Below are 21,823 nucleotides of genomic sequence, written 5' to 3' on the forward strand. Positions count from 1 at the left end.
CGCGTGCGACGCGCGGCGTGTCACGTCACGCGTGCGGCGAGGTCGAGCCCGGATTGGCGGGCGTACCGGGGCCACCGGCCGGGCTTGGATCGACGGGGATCTGATCGTCGAGCGGCGCGTCGCCCTTGTGCGGAGTGTGCTCGCCGCCATCAGACTGTCCAACGTGGTGGATGCGCGGCACGCCCGCATCGACCTTGGCCTTGCTCGCTGGGTCCCACGTGAGCAGATGGCGCTGCGGATTCGCGATCTCGATGCCGAGCTCGCTGAAGCGCTCGAGGATGCGCCGGTTGAACTCGCGCTGCACGCCCCAGCGCGACGTATCGCGGCATTGCATCTGGCCGGCCAGCGTGATCGCCGAACCGTCGACCGCATCGACGCCCCAGAACGAGAAGTCCGCCAGGATGCCGTCCTTGAACTTGTCATCCGCGCGCAGCGATGCGCCGATTTCCTTCAGCGTGTCGATCGCGCGCTCGACGTCCTGGCCGAACACGATATTCACGCGCACCGCCGCGTTGCCGATGCCGCGATTCGTGTTGTTCACGGTCGACACCGAGCTGAACGGCACCGTAAACAGCGAGCCGTCGCTGCCGCGCAGGCGCACGGTGCGAATCGACAGATATTCGACGGTGCCCGACACGCCCGCGAGCGTGACCCAGTCGCCGACCTGCATCGCGTTTTCCATCAGCAGGAAGATGCCGGTGATGAAATCCTGCACCAGCTTCTGTGAGCCGAAGCCGAGCGCGACGCCGAAGATGCTCGCGCCCGCGAGCAGCGGCCCGATGTTCACGCCGAGTTCGCTCAGTCCCGTCAGCACGACGACGAGCGCGATCACGCAGAACAGCGCGCTGCGCAGCATCGGCATCAGCGTGCGCAGGCGCGCGGCGCGCACCAGATCGCCGCTGCTCGTCCAGTCGTCGAGGCGGCGCTCGGCCGACACGTTGACCACCTCCCACACCACCAGCGCGATGATCGCCGCGACCGCGATCGTCGCGAGCGCCGAGGCGAGGCGGTGGCCGATCGTGCCGCTGCGGAACAGATCGACGACATCGACGCCCCACGCCTGCAACAGCACGAACGCGGTGACAATGCCGATGACCCAGCCGATCACGCGCCGCAGCGCCGGATAGTATCGGTACGCGTGCTGATGCACGAGCGAACGCGACGCTTCGTCCTGCACGTGGAAGATGCGCGCGAGCGCACCGAAGATCACGATCGACACGAGCCGCGCGCCGATCAGAATCGCGAGCGTCATGCCGCCGATATTCACGAGCGCGTGATAGCCGTTCTGTACGTCGAAGGCCCACACGAACCACAGGCCCATCACGATGACCACGGCAACCCAGGCCCACGCGTCCGCGAGCGCGTGGCCGAACATCTGCAACGACTCGTGCGCGGAAAAGCGAATGCGAATCCGGTTGGCAACCGGCTTCGCACAGCGCAGCACGAGGATCGAGATCATCACGTGACCGACCAGCGCGACCACTTTCAGCAGCGCGAGATGCGCGGCGTCGTTCATCCCAAGCGCCTGCGCGACTTCGGCTAGCGCGACGCCGGCGCCGACCACGCTGACGATCCGCACGATCCAGCCGAGGATGAACGCGGCCCACGCATCGCCCATGCGCAGCAGCCGCAGACGCGGCGCGCTCGGCTGCAGGAAGAACGCGCCGACGATCACGACGCAGCGGCACACCACATAGACGTCGATCAGCGAATCGAGCGCGCGGTCCTGCGGCGTGCCGTTGTCGGTGATGATCGAAATCACCGCGCTTGCCGCGGCGACGAACACGGCAAGCGGAATCAGCCTGACCAGCGTGATAAGCAACGCGCGTGGCAGACGTTGCAGCAGCGTCCAGTGGTGCGTCGCGTTGCGCTTGCCTTCGGCTTCGATCGCGCGGCCTTTCTCGGAAGGCGTCGCGTACGGCGCGGCGCCTGCGGCACGCGTGGAAGGCGGCGCGCTGCCGTTGTCATCCTGCTGCGCGGCTTCGCGGCGGGCAGCGATCGCCCGGTAGATGCGCCGCAGCAGCCGGCGCGTCAGCCATTCGAGCAACAGTGCGGGAATCAGCGCGGCGAGCAGCGACGACAGCACCTTGAACAGCACCACGCGCGCGTGCGGGTTGGCGAACTGCCAGTTCCACCACGCGCGCACCGATGCGACGTCGAGCAGCGCGGCGACCGAGCCGCGCAGCGAGGTCGCGAGATAGCTCGCGTAATGCGCGCCCTGACGCGCGATCTGCGACGCGAGGCCATTGCTTTTGAACGCGGCCGGCACGAGCGAGGCTGCGCCGCTGGCGGCGGCCGGTGCCGACGCCGCTGCCGGCGCGGAAGCGGTCGGCGCGCTCAACGCGCCGGCCGCGGCGATCGCCTGCAGCGTATCGGCGACCTGCGCGCGGCGTTTGGGATCGTTCAGGACGGAGAGCGCGTCGCGAGCCTGCTGAGGTGTCAGCGTAACGGCGGCGGAAGCGGGCGTGGAATGGGCGGGATCAGGCGCGGCGGCGAACACGGGCGCCGCGCCGGCGACCAGAAAAATGAAAAAACAGATGCGGAGAAATTTTTGCATGGGGTTTAGAGCGGGACGAAACCAGGGCGGACGATTGTGCCGGAACGCAGGGCTGTTTCAGCGGGGCGACCCCGGACGGACACGGGTTCGGGCGCTGAAGTTCCTGCGGCGGAGGCCCGCCGGACGGGCGAAAGGGCCGCGAGGGCGGCGCTCGCCGGTTGGGGCGTTGAGCCGATAGCATAGCCGATGATGGCCGGCAGGCCTGGCGAAGTCGGCAGAAAGCCTGCCCGGAAGGCCCCGTGGGCGAGGCGGCGCGAGGGGTAGGAGGCCGCTTGCCGGGTGGCAATGCTGGCGGTGACGCGGGGACGCGCCGTATGACTACGCTAGCTGCAAGCAGAGCGCTTGTGAGTCTTCATCGATCAATTGCTGTCACCATGCGTTGCTAAGCGTTCACTGCAAAAAACGCTTAAATCCGCGCTCATGCCAACGACGAGGTCTGGCGCTCGGCTTCGTCGCCGGCATCGGGACCGCTGCTCGCGCCGCGTCCGGGTGGCTCCTGATGCAGCCGGTTCCCGTGCATCAGCCGGTACAGCGTCGCGCGCGAAATGCCGAGTTCGGCGGCCGCATCGGACAGCTTGTAGCCGTGTCGCAGCAGCGCGTTCTCGATCGCATCCTTTTCGGCCTTGCTGCGGATTTCCGCGAGCGTGACCGCCGGGCCATTGTCGGCCTCGGGCAGGCCCAGGTCGCTCGCCGTGATGAAGCGGCCCTCGCTCATCACGACCGCGCGGCGCACGCAATTGATCAGCTCGCGCACGTTGCCGGGCCACGGATAGTTCGACATGGCGACGATCGCGTCGCTCGACAGTCCGCGCAGCTTGCGGGCGCCGTCCTGCTTGTACATGCTGAGCGCGTAATGGGCGAGCAGCTTGATGTCGCCGCCGCGCTCGCGCAGCGGCGGCTCGACGAGCCGCAGCACGCACAGCCGGTGATAGAGGTCTGAGCGGAAACGGCCGTCCTCGACGGCGCGCTCCAGGTCGACGTGGGTGGCCGAGATCACCCGCACGTCGACGCTGATCGGACCGTTGCCGCCAAGCCGCTCGATCGTGCCTTCCTGCAGGAAGCGCAGCAGCACCGCCTGGCATTCGTGCGGCATGTCGCCGATTTCGTCGAGAAACAGCGTGCCTTCATGCGCACTCTCGATGCGGCCGATCTTGCGTTGCAGCGCGCCGGTAAATGCGCCGCGCTCGTGGCCGAACAGTTCGGCCTGCAACAGGCTCGGCGGAATCGCCGCGCAATTGATCGCGACGAACGTGCGGCCCGCGCGCGGCGAGCGATCATGAATAGCGCGAGCGGTCAGCTCCTTGCCGGTGCCCGATTCGCCTGCGATGAACACGGGTGCGTCGGTCACGCCGCATTTGTCGATGCGCCGGTAGAGCTGCTGCATCGGCTCGCATTGACCGACCATGCCGTGACGGCCGACCGACGGCTCCGGCGCGACGCGCGCCTGACGCAGGTTCGACAGCCCATGAGCGTGGCCGAGCGCGAACACGAGCCGCTCGTTGAGCCACGGCTGCGTGACGAAGTCGAAGCAGTAATCGAGGATGAAACGGCTGACCAGTTCGTTGTCGGCCTGGCCCGGCACGATCTGCGCGACCCAGTTGGTCTCGACGCGGCGCATGCACAGCGCGAACGCGGATAGCTGCTGAGACGTGCAATCTTCGGGCAACTGCACGAGACCAACCTTGATGTTGCCGCGTTCGATCAAGCGTTCGGCCACGGCCGTGCTTTTTGCGTGCACGGCTTGCCATCCCGACGCGGCCAGAAACTCGGCGAGTTTCTGGTCGGGCGCGTTCGCCACGTACAGAACGGTGCGTTCCGTGTCGGCCGGCGTGCAAGTCGTAGTCATGATTCCCCCCGTTCGACCCTCAGGACTGCTGTGCGGCGTTGTGAGATTCAGGCGGCCAGTTACTGCACTCCGGCTGCGACGCATTCACGGCAGCAGCGAACACGAACAAGGGACACACTGCAAGCGCGGCGCGAACCGGAACGCGCTGGATGGCGGACCGATTCATGCAATGGCGGCAACCTTGTCGTTCATTGCTGAAACTGCCCGGCGACTTTATCCCCGAATCGTGAAAACCACTTGAACCGTGGCTTACCTCGTTGACCTGATACAAGCGCTCTGATTGGCGCATGGCCTAACGATAAGCGAAAGCGCTTGAAAGCGCCAGATAAAAGAATCGGGGATCAGGAATGCGTGTTGGCTTTCGGATTAACACGGATCACTAATGAATAAACGGTCAAGGTCGGTTATGCGAGGAATCGCACATTGCGTAGCAATTGCCCTGGTATTAAGGCGTGACTAAAACTGACGAAGCGTAAGCAGTCGTGTTTCACCGTTGCGACAGATTGGACAGCACGAGTTCACGGCGCTTTGCCGTGCCGGGCGCGACGCTTTTCCAACCTCGGGGAACGGCGAAGCCGCGTGTAGCCGGCCTTGCGGCCAGCCTGGAGGCTGGCGAGAGGCAGCGGGGAGCGCGCTTTGCCGCCAACGCGCGGCGAATTGGCGTGTCAGAAACGAATCAATGCGCGCTGCGCCAAAAATCGGGCAGGCTCGCGCCGCGTCGAAAGCAAACCGATTTCACGGCAGCGTGAAGCGTTGACGGCCGCCTTACCGCTTGTTAAGCGGGTTGGCATAAGCGTTGCAATAAGGTCTGCACAGAAAAATGTTTGCAGCCATGTCGACGGTACGGGGAAAACCGGATTAAAAAAGACTGGCGGTAAAAAGCTCACTCGCAGGCATGGTCGGGAAGCCATCAAGTGTCTGCGGGAGCGCGGCGGGGCCTTATTAAATACGTGAGAAAAACGGTTGAGTGGCGGACCGGTATGACGGCCATTCAAAACCGGACGAAAAAAGGCATCGACTTCGCCGTTTTTCCTTTTCGACTTTTTGTCCTGACGACGCGAAAAGGATGGCGATAACGACAGGCAACGCGCTGGCGACTTTCGCGAGCGACGCGCCGCAAAGGGAAGGGGCAGCGCCGGATCAGGACCGGCCGGCGCGATGAAGCGGGGAGAGAGGCCATCGTCTCCACAGAGAGACGAATGTACGAAGTGAACCAGGGGCCGTGTCCGTGGGTTGGCACGGGCACGGCAACCTGGCCCGACGGCCGGGGCGCTGCGACGAAGCGGCGTGACCTGGCGCAAATCCGATCGACATCGGGGGCTGTCATGAAACCACAACTGATTCGCAGGCTGGCCGCTTCGGACGGAACGGGGCGCACTTACCGGCGGTATGTCGCGGCGTCGCGCGCGCGCTTTTTTGCGCAGGCGGCGGGGTCGTCGGTCGATCTGCTGGCGCTCGTCGTCGCAGAGACGCTCGAGCGCCGCGCCCAGGCCGAGATCCGTCGCGGCGTGCTGCGCGACGGGCTGTACGAGATGTCGGTGCGCGCTGAACGCAGCGCGGCGCATCGGCGTGACGACGATGAAGACGACGTTTGACGCTTGCCGCTCGATACCGGCTCGCGACGGCCGTACAGGAATTCGATAGCACCGTTTGCCGGCTCATGGTTTTCACGGAGGAGCGCCGCGGTAAGAAGTTCGCGGCGAAGCCTGCGTCGTCGATCGTGAACAGACGACTTGAATAAAAACCCGCGCATGACGCGCCACGCGCCGCAGAGCTGCCATGATCGACATCTTCCTGATTGCCGCGAGCATTGAAAACGCGCAGCGCATCGTCGTGCGGCTCGAACAGAGCGGCGTGCGTTATCGGCTGCACACCGCGTACGGTTCGGCCCGGCAACTGCCGATCCACGCGCGCATGCTCCGCTCAGCCGACCTGCTGATCGTCGACGACGCCCGTCTGAACGTCCGCGGACTCGACGGCGTCGAGGAGGCGCTCGCCTGCGCGCCGACGCTCCATTGCATGCTGGTGACGCCGGCGCCGTCCAGCGCGCTGATCGGCGCGGCGCTGCGCGTCGGTGTGCGGCAGGTGCTGTCGTGGCCGCTCGACGCTCACGCCGTCGCCGATGCGCTCGCGCAGATCGAAGCGCGGCGTCGCGCGCCCCAGCGGCGCCGCGCGCGCGTGGTCACCCTCGCGTCGAGCAAGGGCGGCAGCGGCACCACGCTGATCGCGGTCAACCTCGCGTGCGCGCTCGCCGCGCGGCGTGAGCGGCGCGTGCTGCTGATCGACCTGAGCCAGCAATTCGCCGACGCGAGCCTGCTGATGGCGAATCGCCCGCCGCCGATGACGCTCGCCGATCTGTGCTCGCGCAATGAGCAACTCGACGCGGCGCTGTTCGACGCATGCGCGATGCACGTGCGCCCGAACCTCGATCTGCTCGCCGGCGCCGGCGATCCGCTGAAGGCCGCCGAACTGCTGCCCGGCCAACTCGAGCGGATTCTGACGCTGGTGCGCCAGCGCTACGACGCGGTGCTGATCGACTTCGGCCCGAGCCTGAATCCGTTGACGATCCGCGCGCTCGCGCATAGCGACGCGATCTGCATGGTGGTGCGGCAGAACCCGCTGTACCTGCATGGCGCGCGCCGCATGCTCGATATCTTTCGCGAGCTGGGGCATCCGGCCAGCAAGGTGCGGGTCGTCGTCAATCGGTACGACAAGGACGCGCAGATCAATCTGCCGATGCTCGAACGCACGCTCGGCGCAAGGATCGCGCATCAACTGCCGCGCGACGATCAGCACGTCGACGAGGCGCTGAGCCTCGGCGTGCCGCTGGTCGCGTGCGCGCGCGACAGCGGGCTCGCGCAAGGCATCGTCCTGCTCGCGAACATGCTGTGGCCGGCGGGTGCGGAGCGCCGCAGAAGCATGCTCGGCCGGCTGCTCGCGACGTGGCCGAACCTGCCGCCGCAATTGAAGCCAGGGGTCTAAGCCGACGACGAGCGCTATCGCGCATACCGTAGTAAGGTGAGATACAGGGTCATCCCGCGGCCTATTCTGAAGAGGTAGAGCGGCTCGCGCCGTCCGGTCACTCGAGCGAGAAAATTACGTGAGCGCAGCACCGTCCATGCAAAACGCGCAGGGTTTCAGGGACCTCGCGTCGATCCTGTCCAATCCGATTCTGAATACGGATTCGTACAAGGCATCGCACTTTCTTCAATATCCGCCCGACGCGACGGCAATGTTCTCGTATATCGAATCGCGCGGCGGACGTTACGAGCGCACGCTGTTTTTCGGCTTGCAAATGCTGCTGAAGGAATACCTATGCCGGCCGGTCACCGGCGCAATGATCGACCAGGCGCGCGCGTTCTTCAGCGCGCACGGCGAGCCGTTCAACGAAGCGGGCTGGCGCTACGTCGTGCAGCAATATGGCGGCCATCTGCCGGTGCGGATTCGCGCGGTGCCCGAAGGCTCGGTCGTGCCGACGCACAACGTGCTCGTCACTGTCGAATGCGACGATCCCCAGGTGTTCTGGCTCGCGTCGTATCTGGAGACGATGCTGATGCGCGTGTGGTATCCGATCACGGTCGCGACACAAAGCTGGCATCTGCGTCAGACGATCCGCGCAGCTCTGCTGAAAAGCAGCGACGATCTCTCGCAGTTGCCGTTCAAACTGCACGATTTCGGTGCGCGCGGCGTGTCGAGCGCGGAGTCGGCCGCGATCGGCGGCGCGGCGCACCTCGTCAGCTTCATGGGCTCGGATACGGTGCTCGGCGTGCTTGCGGCGAATCACTACTACCACGACAGCATGGCCGCGTTCTCGGTGCCGGCGGCCGAGCACAGCACGATCACGGCGTGGGGCCGCGAGCGCGAAGTCGACGCGTATCGCAACATGATCGCCCGCTTCGGCAAGCCGGGCGCGATCGTTTCTGTGGTGTCCGACTCTTACGACCTGTTCGCCGCGCTGAACGCATGGGGCGGCGAGTTGAAGCAGGCCGTGCTCGATTCCGGCGGCACGCTGGTGATTCGCCCGGATTCCGGCGATCCTTGCACGATCGTGCTGTACACGCTGCGCTCGCTGGAGGCGTCGTTCGGCTCGCAGACGAACAGCAAGGGGCGGCGCGTGCTCGACCACGTACGTGTGATCCAGGGTGACGAGGTGAACCCGGATTCGATCCCCGCGATTCTTGCCGCGATGGACGAGGCCGGCTTCGCCGCCGACAACATCGTGTTCGGCATGGGCGGCGCGCTGTTGCAGAAGATCAACCGCGATACGCAGCGCTTCGCGATGAAGTGCTCCGCGATCCGGCTCGGCGACACGTGGCGCGATGTGTCGAAGGACCCGGTCACGGATCACGGCAAGCGCTCGAAGAAAGGCCGGCTCACGTTGCTGCGCCATCGCAGCAGCGGCGAGTACCGGACGGTCAAGTTGCCGATCGTGTGGGACGAGCGCACGGTGGCGGGCGAGTGGGACGAAGTGCTCGAGACGGTGTTCGATACGGGCCGCTTGCTGGTCGATACGTCGCTGGCCGAGATTCGAGGCCGCGCCTATGCGGAGGAAGTTTGACCCACCCATGCCTGACGATCCGTTGACGGCCGACTGCATGCGTGGGTGGCTGCGCGAGGCCAGCGAACCCGAGGACGCCGATACGCGTCTGTTCGCCAAACTGATCGCCGCGCGCGACGCTCGCAACGAACTCGCGTTGCTCGGCCTGCAAGCGCATGCATGGCGCGCGCTGCTAGCGAGGCACTTCGTCCGTGCGCGCAGTCCGGCATTGCCGCTTCCGGTGGTCCCCAGCGAACACGCGAGCTTCGTCCATGCACTGCACGCGCTGCTCGTCGCGAGCGCGAGCAGCACGGTCCATCCCGACGACGCGCATTGTCTCGCGACGATCATCGCCCATGCGTGTTTGCGTCCGGATCATCTATGGCGCGACCTTGGCCTCGCGGGCCGCGATGAAGTGACGTGGATGCTCACGCGCTACTTCCCGACGCTGGTCGAGCGCAACGTCGATAACCTGCGCTGGAAGAAGTTCCTCGCCGCGCAATGCGCGATCTCGTTGGGTCTGCAACCGGGACCTGCGCCGGGTTGCCCGGGCTGCGAAGACTACGGGTACTGCTTCCCACGGCAGCCTTGAAGCGCGCCACTGAGGCGTCGGCGCGAAACCGTTCGTGTATGCTTGCGCGCATGGCCGACACCGCAAAACCCACTAAAAGCAGAGCCGCTCCGGCGACGAAGTCCACCAGGGCGCGTCCCGAGGTGCGCTTCAGAATGCGCATCCGCAACGGCGATGCGGTTGCACTCGGGCCAGGCAAGGTCGATCTGCTCGAAGCGGTGCGCGAATATGGATCGATCTCGGCGGCGGCGCGGAGTCTCGACATGTCATACCGGCGCGCGTGGCTGTTGATCGACGAGCTGAATCGCTCGCTGAAGTCGCCGGCCACGCAATCGGAGCAGGGCGGTCAGAGCGGCGGCGGCTGCACGCTGACGCCGGTCGGCGAAACCATCATCCGGCTGTATCGGGACGTCGAGGAAGAGGCGCGGCGAAGCTGCGCGAAGCAGATCGCCGAACTGGTGAAACTGATCCGCTCGTGAAGGGCCACGGTTGCGTCGCCGCTATCAGTGCGCTCAGCCGTCGCCGGGCGGGCGGAGGTGGCGCGTTTCAACGCGGCGGTATCGGAAGGGTAAAGCCGTCGTCGGCTCGCGCCGCCCCCCCATTCACACTGTTTTCCTATATCGTGTGCGCGATGCCCGCCGCCTGCCGCGCGCGGGCTGTTTCTCCGGAGCGCGGCGCGACTCTGCGCGTGCATGACACGTGATGCGCTCCGGCAATAGACCACACGACATCAATGAGCCATCCCAACACCGAGCTGATCGAACGCTTCTACACCGCCTTCCAGCATCGCGACGCCGAGACCATGGTCGCCTGTTATGCCGACGACGCCGTCTTCAGCGACCCCGCCTTCGGCGAGCTGGTCGGCGACGAAGTGCGCGATATGTGGCGCATGCTCGTCAAGCATGCGCAGGACTTCACGCTGAGCTTCAGCGACATCGAGGCGGACGACCGTACCGGCCGCGCACAGTGGGTGGCGCGCTACCGTTTCGTCCAGACCGGGCGCGACGTCGTGAACCGGATCGAAGCGCGTTTCGTGTTCCGCGACGGGCTCATCGTCGAGCATCGCGACCGCTTCGATCTGTGGCTGTGGATGCGCCAGGCGATGGGCGTGCGCGGCACGCTGTTCGGCTGGTCGCCGTTCGTGCAGCGGATGCTCAGGCAGCAGGCGCGCCGGGGGCTGCTGCACTATCGCGGGCAGTTGAATCGCGAGCGCGGCTAGGCGCGTGCGGGCGGCGGCGCGCGCATCGCGCTTGCTTTCATCGAAGCACGCGCGTGCCCGCATGCCTTGCCGGGCCGCCGCACAGGAAACGCTATGCGAGTCGTCGATGCCGCCTGGCAAGAATGGCTGAGCAGCAATGTCGCGCGCGGCTGCACGCCGGGCTCGATGATCGACGCGATGGTGCAGGCCGGCTTTGCCGACGGCCAAGCCCGTGTGGCGGTCCACCGTGCGTTCGACCGGCGCGCGTGCGGCCCCCCAGCGCCCGCCACAGTGGCCGATCCCGCCACCAATCCTTATCGATACGACGCTGCGCCGCTCGCGCGCGGCAACCTGATCCGCGCCGCTGACCGCGACATACGCGTGCTGCTGCGCTGTGAGCGTCCGCAGCTGGTCGTGTTCGCCGACGTGCTGTCGGCCGTGGAATGCGCCGAGCTGATCGAACGCTCGCGACATCGGTTGAAGCGCTCGACGACGGTCAATCCACTCACCGGCCACGAAGACGTGATCCGCAGCCGGACCAGCGAAGGCGTCTGGTATCGGCGCGGCGAGGACCGGTTGATCGCGCGAATCGAACGACGCATCGCGAGCCTGACGAGCTGGCCGCTCGAAAACGGCGAAGGCCTGCAGGTGCTTCATTACGACACGCGCGGCGAGTACAGCCCGCATTTCGACTTCTTCGCGCCCGATCAGCCGGGCAGCGCGGTCCATACCGCGCAGGGCGGCCAACGCGTCGCGACACTGATCATCTATCTGAACGACGTCGCGGACGGCGGAGAGACGGTGTTTCCCACGGCGGGCCTATCGGTCGCGGCGCGGGCGGGCGGCGCGGTGTATTTCCGCTACATGAACGGTGAACGCCAGCTCGACCCGTCGACGCTGCACGGTGGCGCGCCGGTGCTGGCCGGCGACAAATGGATCATGACGAAGTGGATGCGCGAGCGCGCGTACGGCTGAGACGGCGCCTATTCGGCCGCTTGATAAACATCCGGCCGATGCAGCTCCATATACCGCTCGGGGTTCGCGAGCGACGTGAACCCGTGCGGCGCATAGACGTGATGCGCGTCGGTCGTGACCAGCACGACTCTGCGCAGACTGGCGAGCGACGGGCTCGCAAACATATGTTTCATCAGCGCCGACGCATACCCCTTGCCGCGATACGCCGGCAGCACGAACACGTCGCACAGGTAAGCGAAGGTCGCCTCGTCGGTGATCAGACGCGCGAACGCGATCTGCTTGCCGTCGACAAAACCGCCGAAGCACAGCGAACCGGCGACGGACCGCTCGAAGATCGCGCGCGGCATGCCCTTGGCCCACGGCGTTTGCTGCGACAGGAACGCGTACACCATCTCGAGGTCGAGATCGTCAATGCGGCTGGAAATCGTCAGTTCGCTTGCTTGCACGGGGTGTCTCCTGGTTCGCGTAGCGGCGGCGTGTGCCTTAGCCCTTCGCGGCAGTCTCGCCACCGCGCGAACCCCCGCCAATGCTCTGTCCGGCATTGCGCGCGAGCCCCATATAACCGATCACCGACAGCAGCGTCAGCACGCCGGCGAACAGGAACGCGAGGCGGAAATCGTCGAGCGTGAACACGTGGCCGGTCGTCTCGCCGTTGAACAGCGCCGCCACGCGCAGCGACACCGCGCCGAACGCGATGCCCAGACCGATCGTCATTTGCATGGCCGCGCTCCACAGCGTGCTCGCCGCACTCATCTGCGGCTGCTGGATATCGGCGTAGGCGAGCGTCGCCAGCGTCGAGAACTGCATCGAGCGCGTGACGCCGTACACGAACACCACGATCAGCACGAACACGAGCGGTACGTCCGGCGTCAGCAGTCCGCACAAGGTGATGAAAATGCCTGCCACGACCACGTCGACGATCGCCACCATCCGGAAGCCGTAGCGCTGCAGGATGCGCGTGGTCAGCGCCTTCATGCCGAGGTTGCCGACCGCACTCGCGAGCAGCAGCAGCCCCGAACGGAACGCCGACAGCCCGAAGCCGACCTGGAACAGCAGCGGCATCAGATAGGGCACCGCGCCGATGCCGATGCGCGTGAATGAACCGGTAACGACGGTCACCGAGAACGTCGGCACCTTCAGCGTCGACACGTCGACGAGCGGATGCGGATGACGCTTCGCGTGCAGGAACGCGATCGCGCCGACCAGCAGACCGCCCGCCACGACCGCGATCGCGAGCCACGCATTGGTGGCCGGCTGGCTCGCGAGCTCCGCGCCGTACAGGATCGCGGTCAGCGCGACGCCGCTCAGCAGCAGGCCGACGACGTCGAGCGGCTTGCGTTCGGTGCCGCGCAGGTTCGGCACGATGGCGAGCGCGACGGCGATCGCCGCGAGACCGAACGGCACGTTCAGCAGGAAGATCCAGCGCCACGACGCGTAAGTCGTGATGAAGCCGCCGATCGGCGGGCCGACCACCGGCGCCGCGATGGCCGGCCAGGTGATCGTCGAGATCGCCTGCATCATGCGGGCTTTCTCGGTGCTGCGGACCACGATCAGACGGCCGACCGGCACCATCATCGCGCCGCCGATGCCTTGCAGCAGCCGCGCGGCCGTGAACTCGGGCACGTTCTGCGACAGCCCGCACAGCACCGACGCGACCGTGAACACGCCGATCGCGCTGACGAACACCGTGCGCGCGCCGCAGCGGTCGGCGACCCAGCCGCTCGCCGGGATGAAGATCGCGAGCGCGAGCATGTAGGCGGTCATGCCGAGGCTCAGGCTGTTCGGACCGACGCCGAACGAACGCGCCATCTGCGGCAGCGCGGTGGCGATCACCGTGGTGTCGAGGTACTCCATGAAGAAGGTGGCCGCGACGATGTACGGCAGCCAGCCGACATGCGCGGTGCGGGTGCCGCTGCTGCTCATCGCGCGAGCTCCCGCGGCGCGCTGCTAGGCGCGCAAAGACCATTGACGGGCCGGCGCGCGGCGCGCGAAGGGTTTGACTTCATGGTGCTTGAGATTACCTGTCGTATGCGTTTTTGTGCTTCGGGCTGGCGGTGACATCGGCTTGCCTGATTGCCAGCCCTGAATCCTAACGCAAGAAACGGTCCCTTTTCACGCAGGCGTGCAGCGCGCCGCCGCGCCGCCGCCGTTGCGTCAGTCCTTGGCCGCGTATTCCTTGTCCAGCCGGTCATACAGCGGCTTGTTGACGAGCCGCTGGCGCTCGCTGAACGGCGCGACGATGGTCGCGTCCTCGTCGAGGCGGCCGTTGCTTTGCAGCGTGCCGAGCGCGCGCTGCATGCCGAGCACCGCGCCCTGCAGCGCCGCGTTCGCGTACAGCACGATGCCGTAGCCGAGCTTCGCGAGCGCGTCGCGCGACTGCACCGGCGTCTTGCCGCCGATCACGATGTTGATGAGCTGCGGCACATCGAACAGCCCCGGCAGACGCTCGATCTCGGCGAGCGATTCGGTCGCCTCGATGAACAGGATGTCGGCGCCCGCCTCGATGAAGCGATGACCGCGCTCGATCGCGTCCTCGATGCCGTGGACCGCCGCCGCGTCGGTACGCGCCATGATCTGCAGGTTCGCGTCCTCGCGCGCGTCGACGGCCGCGCGGATCTTGCCGACCATCTCGCTCGTCGCGACGACTTCCTTGCCCGAGAAGTGGCCGCATTTCTTCGGCATCACCTGGTCTTCGAACTGGATCACGTCGGCGCCGCTGCGCTCGAGCACGCGCACGGTCTGGCGCACGTTCAGCGCGTTGCCGAAGCCGGTGTCGGCATCGACGATCAGCGGCAGCGCGACCGCGTCGCGGATGCGCGCGGTGTGCTCGGCGACTTCGGCGAGGCCGATGAAGCCGAGATCGGGCAGACCGAGCGACATATTGGTAACGCCCGCGCCGGTGATGTAGACCGCCTCGAAGCCGGCGTCCTCGATCACGCGCGCGCTCATCGCGTTGAACGCGCCGGGCACGAGCAGGCCCTGACGCTGGTTGACCTTGGCGCGGAAGGCGGCGCGGCGGGTGGCGGAAGTGGTGGTCATGATGCGGGTCTCCAGAACGAAAACGGGAAGTGGAAGGCGGGCGACATTCTGCAGGAAACGTGCCATTGGCGGGCGTTCCCCGCGTTGTGCCGATGGAACAACGGTTTGCGCGCGGTGGGCTCGGCTTGGGCGTTCGTGGCACAATCGATGGAACGTTTCATAAAACGTTTCGCGGAACGTTTCAATTAAGGAGAGCCGCGGTGTCCACGTTCACCCCATTCGTCGCGAACCCGAGCCCCGCCGTCGATGTCGGCCGCCCCGGCGTCGCACTCGTCAGTATCAGCCGACTGCAATCGCTTTGCGAGGCGGTAGCGCCGCGCTATGCGGGCCGCGCGAAATTCTTCACGGTGCGGGAGGGTTACGGCGCGGCCGTCGCCGCGCTGCAGGCTTACGTGGACGCAGGTTCCGTCGATGTCGTGCTGTCCGCCGGCTCGAACGGCGCGTATCTGCAAGAGAATCTCAGCGTGCCGGTCGTGATGGTCAAGGTGAACGGCTTCGACGTGTTGAGCGCGATCACGCGCGCCACCGCCACGTGGCCGCAAGCGCGCATCGGGCTGGTGCTGCATGAAGCGATCGCGCAGGAGCTGGCCGACCTGAGCCCGCTGCTGAACGTCGATCTGCGGCAGCGCGCGTATCGGTCGATCGACGAAGTGCGGCTCGCGGTCGATGAACTCGCCGCGCAGGGCTGCCGCGTGGTGGTCGGCGCGGGAATGGCCTGCGATCTGGCCCAGCAGGCCGGCATGGAAAGCGTGTTCCTGTACTCGCTCGCCGCGGTCGAGGAAGCGTTCGAGCGCTCGGTCGAACTGGCGCGCGTGAGCCGCCAGAAGGAATCAAAGCGGGTGCGCCTCAATACGATCGTCGCGCACCTGCGCGACGGCGTCGCCGCGTTCGACGAAGCCGGCCAGCTCGAAGCCGTCAACCCGGCGATGCTCGACCTGCTCGGTTCAGGCTCCGCACAGGCGGCCCCGCAGGACGACGAGGACACCCCGGCGCGGGTGGGACGCGCGCTCGCGCCGCTGTTGCGTGAGACGCGCGTCGCCGACCAGCCGGTCGACGAACGCATCGAGCAGATCGGCGGGCGCGCGCTGATCGTCAGCTGCGTGCCGATCGTCGAGCAGGGCGCGCGGGCCGGTTTCGTCGTGACCGCGCAGGACGCGCTCGTTGCGCAACGGATCGACCGCTCGCTGCGTACCAGCCAGCGGCCGAGGCATCTGGTCGCGCGGCATCGGCTCGACGATCTGATCGGCGCGTCGGTGGCGCTCGAGCGGGTGCGCCGGCTCGCGCGCGCCGGCGCCGCGCACGACGCGACCGTGCTGCTGAGCGGCGAAAGCGGCACCGGCAAGGAACTGGTCGCGCAGGGCATCCATAACGCGAGTCGGCGGCGCGGCAATCCGTTCGTCGCGTTCAACTGCGCGGCGCTGCCCGAGGGGCTGATCGAAAGTGAGCTGTTCGGGCACGAGGAAGGGGCGTTCACGGGCGCGCGACGCGGCGGCAAGCCGGGGCTATTTGAAATCGCGCACACCGGTACCATCTTTCTCGATGAAATCGGCGAAATGCCGGCCGCGCTGCAAAGCCGGTTATTACGAGTGCTGCAGGAACGCGAGGTGATGAAGCTCGGCGCGGGCCGCGCGACGCCGGTCGACGTGCGAGTGATCGCCGCGACGCACCGCGATCTTCATGCGCTGGTCGAGCAGGGCGCGTTTCGCGCGGATCTGTATTTCAGATTAAATCTGCTTCAGATAAAATTGCCGCCGCTGCGCGAACGCCGCGCCGACATCGCGCCGCTGGCGCGGCATCTGCTGGAGCGCAGCGCGCTGCAGTACGGCTTGTCGGCGGCGGCGCTCGGGCGGGTGCTCGCGTTTCTCGACCCGCTTTTCGCGAACTACGCGTGGCCCGGCAACGTCCGCGAACTGGAAAATCTGCTGGCGCGCGCGGCGATTTATATCGGCGACGGGACCAGCGAGATGTCCGGGAACTCGACCGCCGACGCCTTGCCAGACTGGTTGGCGGTGTTTCCCGAGTTCGGCAGGATCAGGCTGGCCGGCGACGAGCGAATCACGGAAGCGTCTCAGGACGCGAGGCCTGGCAGCACGGCGCCCCGCGCCAGCCCCAGCCGCGAGGATGTCCTGCGCGCCCTCGAACAATCCGGCGGCAATCGTGCCGCCGCCAGCCGCGCGCTCGGCATCGGCCGAACCACGCTGTGGCGGCTTCTGAAGGGCTGAAACGCCGCGCCATTCGACCCGATAGTCTCGACTGACAAGATTAATAGGGCGGAACTATCGAACTCATTAAAACAATCCACTTTACCTATTAAGTGTAGTCTGAGATACTGACGCTACTTTCCAACCACCCTCCAAAGAGGATTCAGCAAATGCCGATCATCAACAGTCAAGTCAAACCGTTCAAAGCACAGGCTTACCACAACGGCGATTTCAAGACCGTCACTGAAGAAGACCTGAAGGGCAAGTGGTCGGTTTTCGTGTTCTACCCGGCGGACTTCACCTTCGTGTGCCCGACCGAACTGGGCGACCTGGCCGATCGTTACGAAGAGTTCAAGAAGATTGGCGTTGAGATCTACAGCGTGTCGACCGATACGCACTTCACGCACAAGGCATGGCACGACACGTCGGACACGATCCAGAAGATCAAGTACCCGATGCTGGCTGACCCGACGCTCGCTATCTCGCGCAACTTCGACGTGCTGATCGAAGAAGAAGGCCTCGCGCTGCGCGGCACGTTCGTGATCAACCCGGAAGGCGAGATCAAGCTGTGCGAAATCCACGACAACGGCATCGGCCGTGACGCTGGCGAACTGCTGCGCAAGGTTCAGGCTGCGCAATACATCGCGGCTCACCCGGGTGAAGTGTGCCCCGCCAAGTGGACGCCGGGCGCAGAAACGCTGACCCCGTCGCTCGACCTGATCGGCAAGATCTAAGGTCCGCGCAGCTCACGCTGCACTCGCAGTCTGCATCTGCCGGGGGCATCCCGGCGCATCACCGCGCGAATCGCCTGCTACGGCGTTTCGCGCGTTCCCCGGGCCCAGCATGTCCTATCCGGATGTGCGCGGCGCCGGGACACCAACACCCCTCGTCACGGAATCGCAACGCCATGCTTGACGCCAATCTCAAGACTCAACTGAAGTCGTACCTCGAAAAGGTTAGCAGGCCTATCGAGCTCGTCGCATCGCTTGACGACAGCGCGAAATCGCAGGAACTGCTGGCCCTGCTGAACGACATCGCGACTCTGTCGGAGCGCGTTACGGTGATCGAGCGTCGCGGTGACGACGAGCGCAAGCCGTCGTTTTCGATCGGCGAAGCGGGCAAGGAAGCGGGCATTCGTTTCGCCGGCATTCCGATGGGTCATGAATTCACGTCGCTCGTCCTCGCACTGCTGCAGGTCGGCGGCCATCCGGTCAAACTTGACGATGCGGTGATCGAACAGATCCGCAGCCTGGACGGCGACTATCAATTCGAAACGTATTTCTCGCTGTCGTGCCAGAACTGCCCGGAAGTCGTGCAGGCGCTGAACGTGATGGCGTTGATCAATCCGCGCATCCGTCACGTCGCGATTGACGGCGCGCTGTTCCAGAACGAAGTCGAAGCGCGCCAGATCATGGCGGTACCGACGATGTTCCTGAACGGCGAGACCTTCGGCCAGGGCCGCAGCGGCGTGAAGGAAATCCTCGCGAAGCTCGACACCAACGCCGGTGCGCGCGCCGCGAAGGAACTGGAAAAGAAGCCGGTGTTCGATACGCTGATCGTCGGCGGCGGCCCGGCGGGCGCTGCGGCGGCGATCTACTCGGCGCGCAAGGGCATCGCGACTGGCGTCGTGGCCGAGCGTTTCGGCGGCCAGGTGCTCGATACGCTGGCGATCGAAAACTTCGTGTCGGTGACCGAAACCGAAGGGCCGAAGTTCGCGACCGCGCTCGAACAGCACGTGAAGGCCTATGACGTCGACATCATGGACGTGCAGCGCGCCGAAGCGCTGATTCCGGGGCGCATCAACGAAGTGCGTCTGGCAAACGGCGCGGTGCTGAAGGCGAAGACGATCATCCTCGCGACCGGTGCACGCTGGCGCGAAATCAACGTGCCGGGCGAGCGCGAATACCGCAATCACGGCGTCGCCTACTGCCCGCACTGCGATGGCCCGCTGTTCAAGGGCAAGCGCGTCGCGGTGATCGGCGGCGGCAACTCGGGCGTCGAAGCGGCGATCGACCTCGCGGGTCTCGTGCGCGAAGTAACGCTGCTCGAATTCGGCGCGACGCTGCGCGCTGACGAAGTGCTGCAACGCAAGCTGCGCAGCCTGCCGAACGTGACGATCGTCACGCAGGCTCAGACCACGGAAATCACCGGCGACGGCAAGAAGGTCAACGGTCTGGTCTATAAGAACCTCGCTTCGGGCGAAGTGAAGCAGGTCGAACTCGAAGGCGTGTTCGTGCAGATCGGTCTCGTGCCGAACACCGAATGGCTGAAGGGCACGGTCGAGCTGTCGAAGCATGGCGAGATCGTCGTCGATGCGCGCGGCGCGACGTCGGTGCCGGGCGTGTTCGCCGCCGGCGACGTGACCACGGTGCCGTTCAAGCAGATCGTGATCGCGGTGGGCGAAGGCGCGAAGGCATCGCTGTCCGCGTTCGATCACCTGATCCGCCACAGCGAAGAGGTCGCGGCGATCAGCGAAGCGGAAGCGGAAGCAGCAGTTTGATCCGGTAGTTCAGAGACGCAAACGGCGGCCCGCGGGCCGCCGTTTCAGTTTGCGCACGAAAAAAGACCCGCTGTATGCGGGCCTTTTTCGTTAGAGCACGGAAATCGATATCAACGCCGGTCGAACGAAAACTTGCCGGGGCCGGTCACGCATAACAACAGCAAGCCACCGATGATGCCGATGTTCTTGTAGAAATGAATCATGTTGTCGTATTGCATCGCGCCGGTCATATTCCAGTAGTGGTGGCCGATGATCGCGGTGCCGAGCGTATACAGCGCAAGCAGCAGCGCCAGCGGTCGCGTGAAGAAACCCACCAGCAGCGCGACGCCCACGACCAGTTCCATCACCACCGCGATAACGGCGGACAACTCCGGCACAGGCGCGCCGGTCGACGTCATATAAGCGACGGTGCCGGAAAAGCCGGTCAGCTTCGACCAGCCGAACATTACGAACAGCACCATCAGCAGGATTCGAGCGACGAGAACCACAGCGTCTTTCTGGTTTTCAAACAGCGTATAGCGCATGATTTTTCCCGTTAGGGTAGAGAGTTGAAGCTCGCGGAACATCGTCGTCCAGCGAGCCACGTTCAAGATTGAGTCATTAACGGCGCAAGCGGAGCGCTTATGCCCACAGTGCCGAGGTCTCGATGTTACGCAGGTCGAACACGAGCACTTCCGCGTCGCGGCCCTGCGTGAACGTCAGCGCTTCTTCGCCACGCACCCGTGCCCCGTCGCCCTCGCCAAGCTCGACGCCATTTACCGTGACGCTGCCGCGCGCCACATGAACATACGCATAACGGTCCTTCGCGAGTTCGAGCCGCGCGGTTTCGTCGCCATTGAAAAGACCCGCATGCACACGTGCGTCCTGTTGCAATTGCAGCGAATCGTTCGCACCGTCCGGCGACAGCACCAGCCGCAGCACGCCGCGCTTGTCGGCCGCGCCGAAGTGCTTTTGCTGATAGCGCGGCTTCGTGCCTTGCTGCGACGGCGCGATCCAGATTTGCAGGAAATGCACCGGCTCGCTCTTCGAATGGTTGTATTCGCTGTGCGCCACGCCGGTGCCCGCGCTCATCAACTGGATGTCGCCCGGCACGATCACCGAGCCCGTGCCCATCGTGTCCTTGTGTTCGAGCGCGCCTTCGAGCACGTACGAAAAGATCTCCATGTCGCGATGCGGATGCTTGCCGAAGCCTTGCGCCGGCGCCACACGGTCGTCGTTGATCACGAGCAGGTCGGAGAAGCCGTTCTGCTTCGGATCATGATAGTGCGCGAACGAAAACGTATGGCGCGAGCTGAGCCAGCCGTGTTCCGCGCGGCCACGTTGGTTGGCGTGTCTGATTTCGAGCATGCTGTTTTCTCCTTGGGTTTTGTCATGTGATCCGGGCCAGATGTTTGGCTGCGATCGATGAATGACAGTGTAGGTCAATCCGGATCGCTATAATCACGGTAAAACCGGAAACACTGTCGCAATGAAGTGGACAATACGATGCAACTCGATGACATGCGAATCTTCGTCGCGACTGTCGACGCCCACAATTTCACCGCCGCGGCAAACCGGCTGTCGCTGTCGAAACAGTTCGTGAGCCGCCGTGTGATGGCGCTCGAGGAGGCGCTCGGCGTGCAACTGCTGATTCGCAATACGCGCAAGCTGGCGGTGACCGATCTGGGCCAGGAGTTCTACGAGCGGGCGAAGCGCATCCTCGGCGAGGTCGAGGACGCCGAGCAAGCGATGTCGTTGCGCCGTGCCGGGCCGCGCGGGCTGCTACGCGTGAGCGCGCCGATGTCGTTCGGCATGACGCATCTGTCGCCGCTCGTCGCGGCGTTTCTGCGCGAGCATCGCGACGTGCGCTTCGATATGGAACTGAGCGATCGCGCCGTCGATGTGGTCGGCGAGGGCTTCGACATGGCGATCCGTATCGGCACGCTGGCGGATTCGTCGCTGATCGCGCAAAAGCTGATCGATGTGAGGATGATCGCGTGCTGCAGCCCCGGTTATCTGCGGCGGCGTGGCAGCCCGGCCGTGCCGGCCGATCTCGTGAATCACGATTGCCTGCTGTACGGCCACGGCGGCGCGGTGAGCTGGGAGTTTCGGGTCGACGGCGCGGTCAGGAGCGTCGAGGTGCGCGGGCCGTTGCGGGCCAATAACGGCGAGCTGATTCGCGATTCGGCCGTCGCGGGACTGGGAATCGTCCGGCTGCCCGATTTCATCATCGCCGATGCGCTCGCCAGCGGACAGCTCGTGCCCGTGCTCGAAGCATTCCTGCCGTCGGCGACGGGCGTCTATGCCGTGTATCCGCAGCATCGGCAAAGCTCGGTCACGATCCGGGCATTCGTCGAGTTTCTGCGCAAGCATTTGAGGAAAAAGCTCGCGGCTGAACCGCGGACGCCCGGCGGCTAAAT

The 21,823-nt window shown here is 65.5% G+C and carries 18 protein-coding genes; 11 read left to right on the forward strand and 7 right to left on the reverse strand.

Translation table 11 applies throughout. The annotated features are described in order from the left end of the window. Positions 1-25: 25 nt before the first annotated feature. Positions 26-2,557 carry a mechanosensitive ion channel domain-containing protein gene (locus AB3X86_RS12105; RefSeq protein WP_368596157.1) on the reverse strand — a complete coding sequence of 844 codons (2,532 nt, stop codon included), beginning with the start codon at positions 2,555-2,557 and terminating at the stop codon, positions 26-28. Positions 2,558-2,975: 418 nt separating this feature from the next. Continuing rightward, on the reverse strand, positions 2,976-4,403 hold the full coding sequence (locus AB3X86_RS12110) for a sigma 54-interacting transcriptional regulator (protein ID WP_368596158.1): 1,428 nt from the start codon (positions 4,401-4,403) through the stop codon (positions 2,976-2,978). Between the two features lie 1,199 nt (positions 4,404-5,602). Between AB3X86_RS12110 and AB3X86_RS12115 the strand changes: the two genes are divergently transcribed. From AB3X86_RS12115 to AB3X86_RS12145, 7 genes are all read left to right on the forward strand, one after another. Beyond that, a complete protein-coding gene (locus tag AB3X86_RS12115) occupies positions 5,603-5,998 on the forward strand; it encodes a hypothetical protein (RefSeq protein WP_368596159.1) in 396 nt (131 codons plus the stop codon). 184 nt (positions 5,999-6,182) lie between these two features. Next, positions 6,183-7,385, forward strand: coding sequence for a CpaE family protein (locus AB3X86_RS12120; RefSeq protein WP_368596160.1), 1,203 nt, complete (start codon positions 6,183-6,185; stop codon positions 7,383-7,385). Between the two features lie 136 nt (positions 7,386-7,521). Next, the gene (locus AB3X86_RS12125; RefSeq protein ID WP_368596161.1) at positions 7,522-8,961 is read left to right on the forward strand and encodes a nicotinate phosphoribosyltransferase; all 1,440 of its coding nucleotides are present in this window, start codon (positions 7,522-7,524) and stop codon (positions 8,959-8,961) included. A gap of 37 nt (positions 8,962-8,998) precedes the next feature. Next, positions 8,999-9,532 carry a nitrogen fixation protein NifQ gene (locus AB3X86_RS12130; protein ID WP_368596318.1) on the forward strand — a complete coding sequence of 178 codons (534 nt, stop codon included), beginning with the start codon at positions 8,999-9,001 and terminating at the stop codon, positions 9,530-9,532. Positions 9,533-9,570: 38 nt separating this feature from the next. After that, positions 9,571-9,990 carry a winged helix-turn-helix domain-containing protein gene (locus AB3X86_RS12135; protein WP_368596162.1) on the forward strand — a complete coding sequence of 140 codons (420 nt, stop codon included), beginning with the start codon at positions 9,571-9,573 and terminating at the stop codon, positions 9,988-9,990. Positions 9,991-10,244: 254 nt separating this feature from the next. Next, positions 10,245-10,730 carry a nuclear transport factor 2 family protein gene (locus AB3X86_RS12140; protein ID WP_184227391.1) on the forward strand — a complete coding sequence of 162 codons (486 nt, stop codon included), beginning with the start codon at positions 10,245-10,247 and terminating at the stop codon, positions 10,728-10,730. A 93-nt stretch (positions 10,731-10,823) separates the two neighbouring features. After that, positions 10,824-11,684 (forward strand): 2OG-Fe(II) oxygenase, encoded by an 861-nt coding sequence (locus tag AB3X86_RS12145; RefSeq protein WP_368596163.1) that lies wholly within the window; start codon positions 10,824-10,826, stop codon positions 11,682-11,684. 8 nt (positions 11,685-11,692) lie between these two features. Here AB3X86_RS12145 and AB3X86_RS12150 read toward each other — a convergent pair whose 3' ends face one another. The 3 genes from AB3X86_RS12150 to AB3X86_RS12160 form a co-directional block, all read right to left on the reverse strand. Next, positions 11,693-12,130, reverse strand: coding sequence for a GNAT family N-acetyltransferase (locus AB3X86_RS12150; protein ID WP_368596164.1), 438 nt, complete (start codon positions 12,128-12,130; stop codon positions 11,693-11,695). Between the two features lie 37 nt (positions 12,131-12,167). Continuing rightward, positions 12,168-13,607 carry an MFS transporter gene (locus AB3X86_RS12155; RefSeq protein WP_368596165.1) on the reverse strand — a complete coding sequence of 480 codons (1,440 nt, stop codon included), beginning with the start codon at positions 13,605-13,607 and terminating at the stop codon, positions 12,168-12,170. 231 nt (positions 13,608-13,838) lie between these two features. Next, the gene (locus AB3X86_RS12160; RefSeq protein ID WP_368596166.1) at positions 13,839-14,723 is read right to left on the reverse strand and encodes an oxaloacetate decarboxylase; all 885 of its coding nucleotides are present in this window, start codon (positions 14,721-14,723) and stop codon (positions 13,839-13,841) included. Positions 14,724-14,923: 200 nt separating this feature from the next. Here AB3X86_RS12160 and prpR point away from each other — a divergent pair, with 200 nt between their 5' ends. The 3 genes from prpR (at position 14,924) to ahpF (ending at position 19,424) form a co-directional block, all read left to right on the forward strand. Then, positions 14,924-16,945, forward strand: a complete 2,022-nt coding sequence (prpR, locus tag AB3X86_RS12165; RefSeq protein ID WP_368596167.1) for a propionate catabolism operon regulatory protein PrpR — start codon at positions 14,924-14,926, stop codon at positions 16,943-16,945. Positions 16,946-17,094: 149 nt separating this feature from the next. Next, on the forward strand, positions 17,095-17,658 hold the full coding sequence (gene ahpC / locus AB3X86_RS12170) for an alkyl hydroperoxide reductase subunit C (protein ID WP_176123765.1): 564 nt from the start codon (positions 17,095-17,097) through the stop codon (positions 17,656-17,658). 173 nt (positions 17,659-17,831) lie between these two features. Then, on the forward strand, positions 17,832-19,424 hold the full coding sequence (gene ahpF, locus AB3X86_RS12175; RefSeq protein WP_368596168.1) for an alkyl hydroperoxide reductase subunit F: 1,593 nt from the start codon (positions 17,832-17,834) through the stop codon (positions 19,422-19,424). Between the two features lie 110 nt (positions 19,425-19,534). Here ahpF and AB3X86_RS12180 read toward each other — a convergent pair whose 3' ends face one another. Together AB3X86_RS12180 and AB3X86_RS12185 are read right to left on the reverse strand one after the other, a co-directional pair. Then, positions 19,535-19,948 (reverse strand): DoxX family protein, encoded by a 414-nt coding sequence (locus AB3X86_RS12180; protein WP_368596169.1) that lies wholly within the window; start codon positions 19,946-19,948, stop codon positions 19,535-19,537. A 97-nt stretch (positions 19,949-20,045) separates the two neighbouring features. Next, positions 20,046-20,771: a pirin family protein gene (locus AB3X86_RS12185; protein ID WP_368596170.1), complete on the reverse strand. Its 726-nt coding sequence runs from the start codon at positions 20,769-20,771 to the stop codon at positions 20,046-20,048. 138 nt (positions 20,772-20,909) lie between these two features. Between AB3X86_RS12185 and AB3X86_RS12190 the strand changes: the two genes are divergently transcribed. Further along, positions 20,910-21,821, forward strand: a complete 912-nt coding sequence (locus AB3X86_RS12190) for a LysR family transcriptional regulator (RefSeq protein WP_368596171.1) — start codon at positions 20,910-20,912, stop codon at positions 21,819-21,821. Positions 21,822-21,823 lie beyond the last annotated feature (2 nt).

Origin of the sequence: Paraburkholderia sp. BR14374 (genome assembly GCF_040948685.1) — a bacterium.
Lineage (GTDB): Bacteria > Pseudomonadota > Gammaproteobacteria > Burkholderiales > Burkholderiaceae > Paraburkholderia > Paraburkholderia youngii.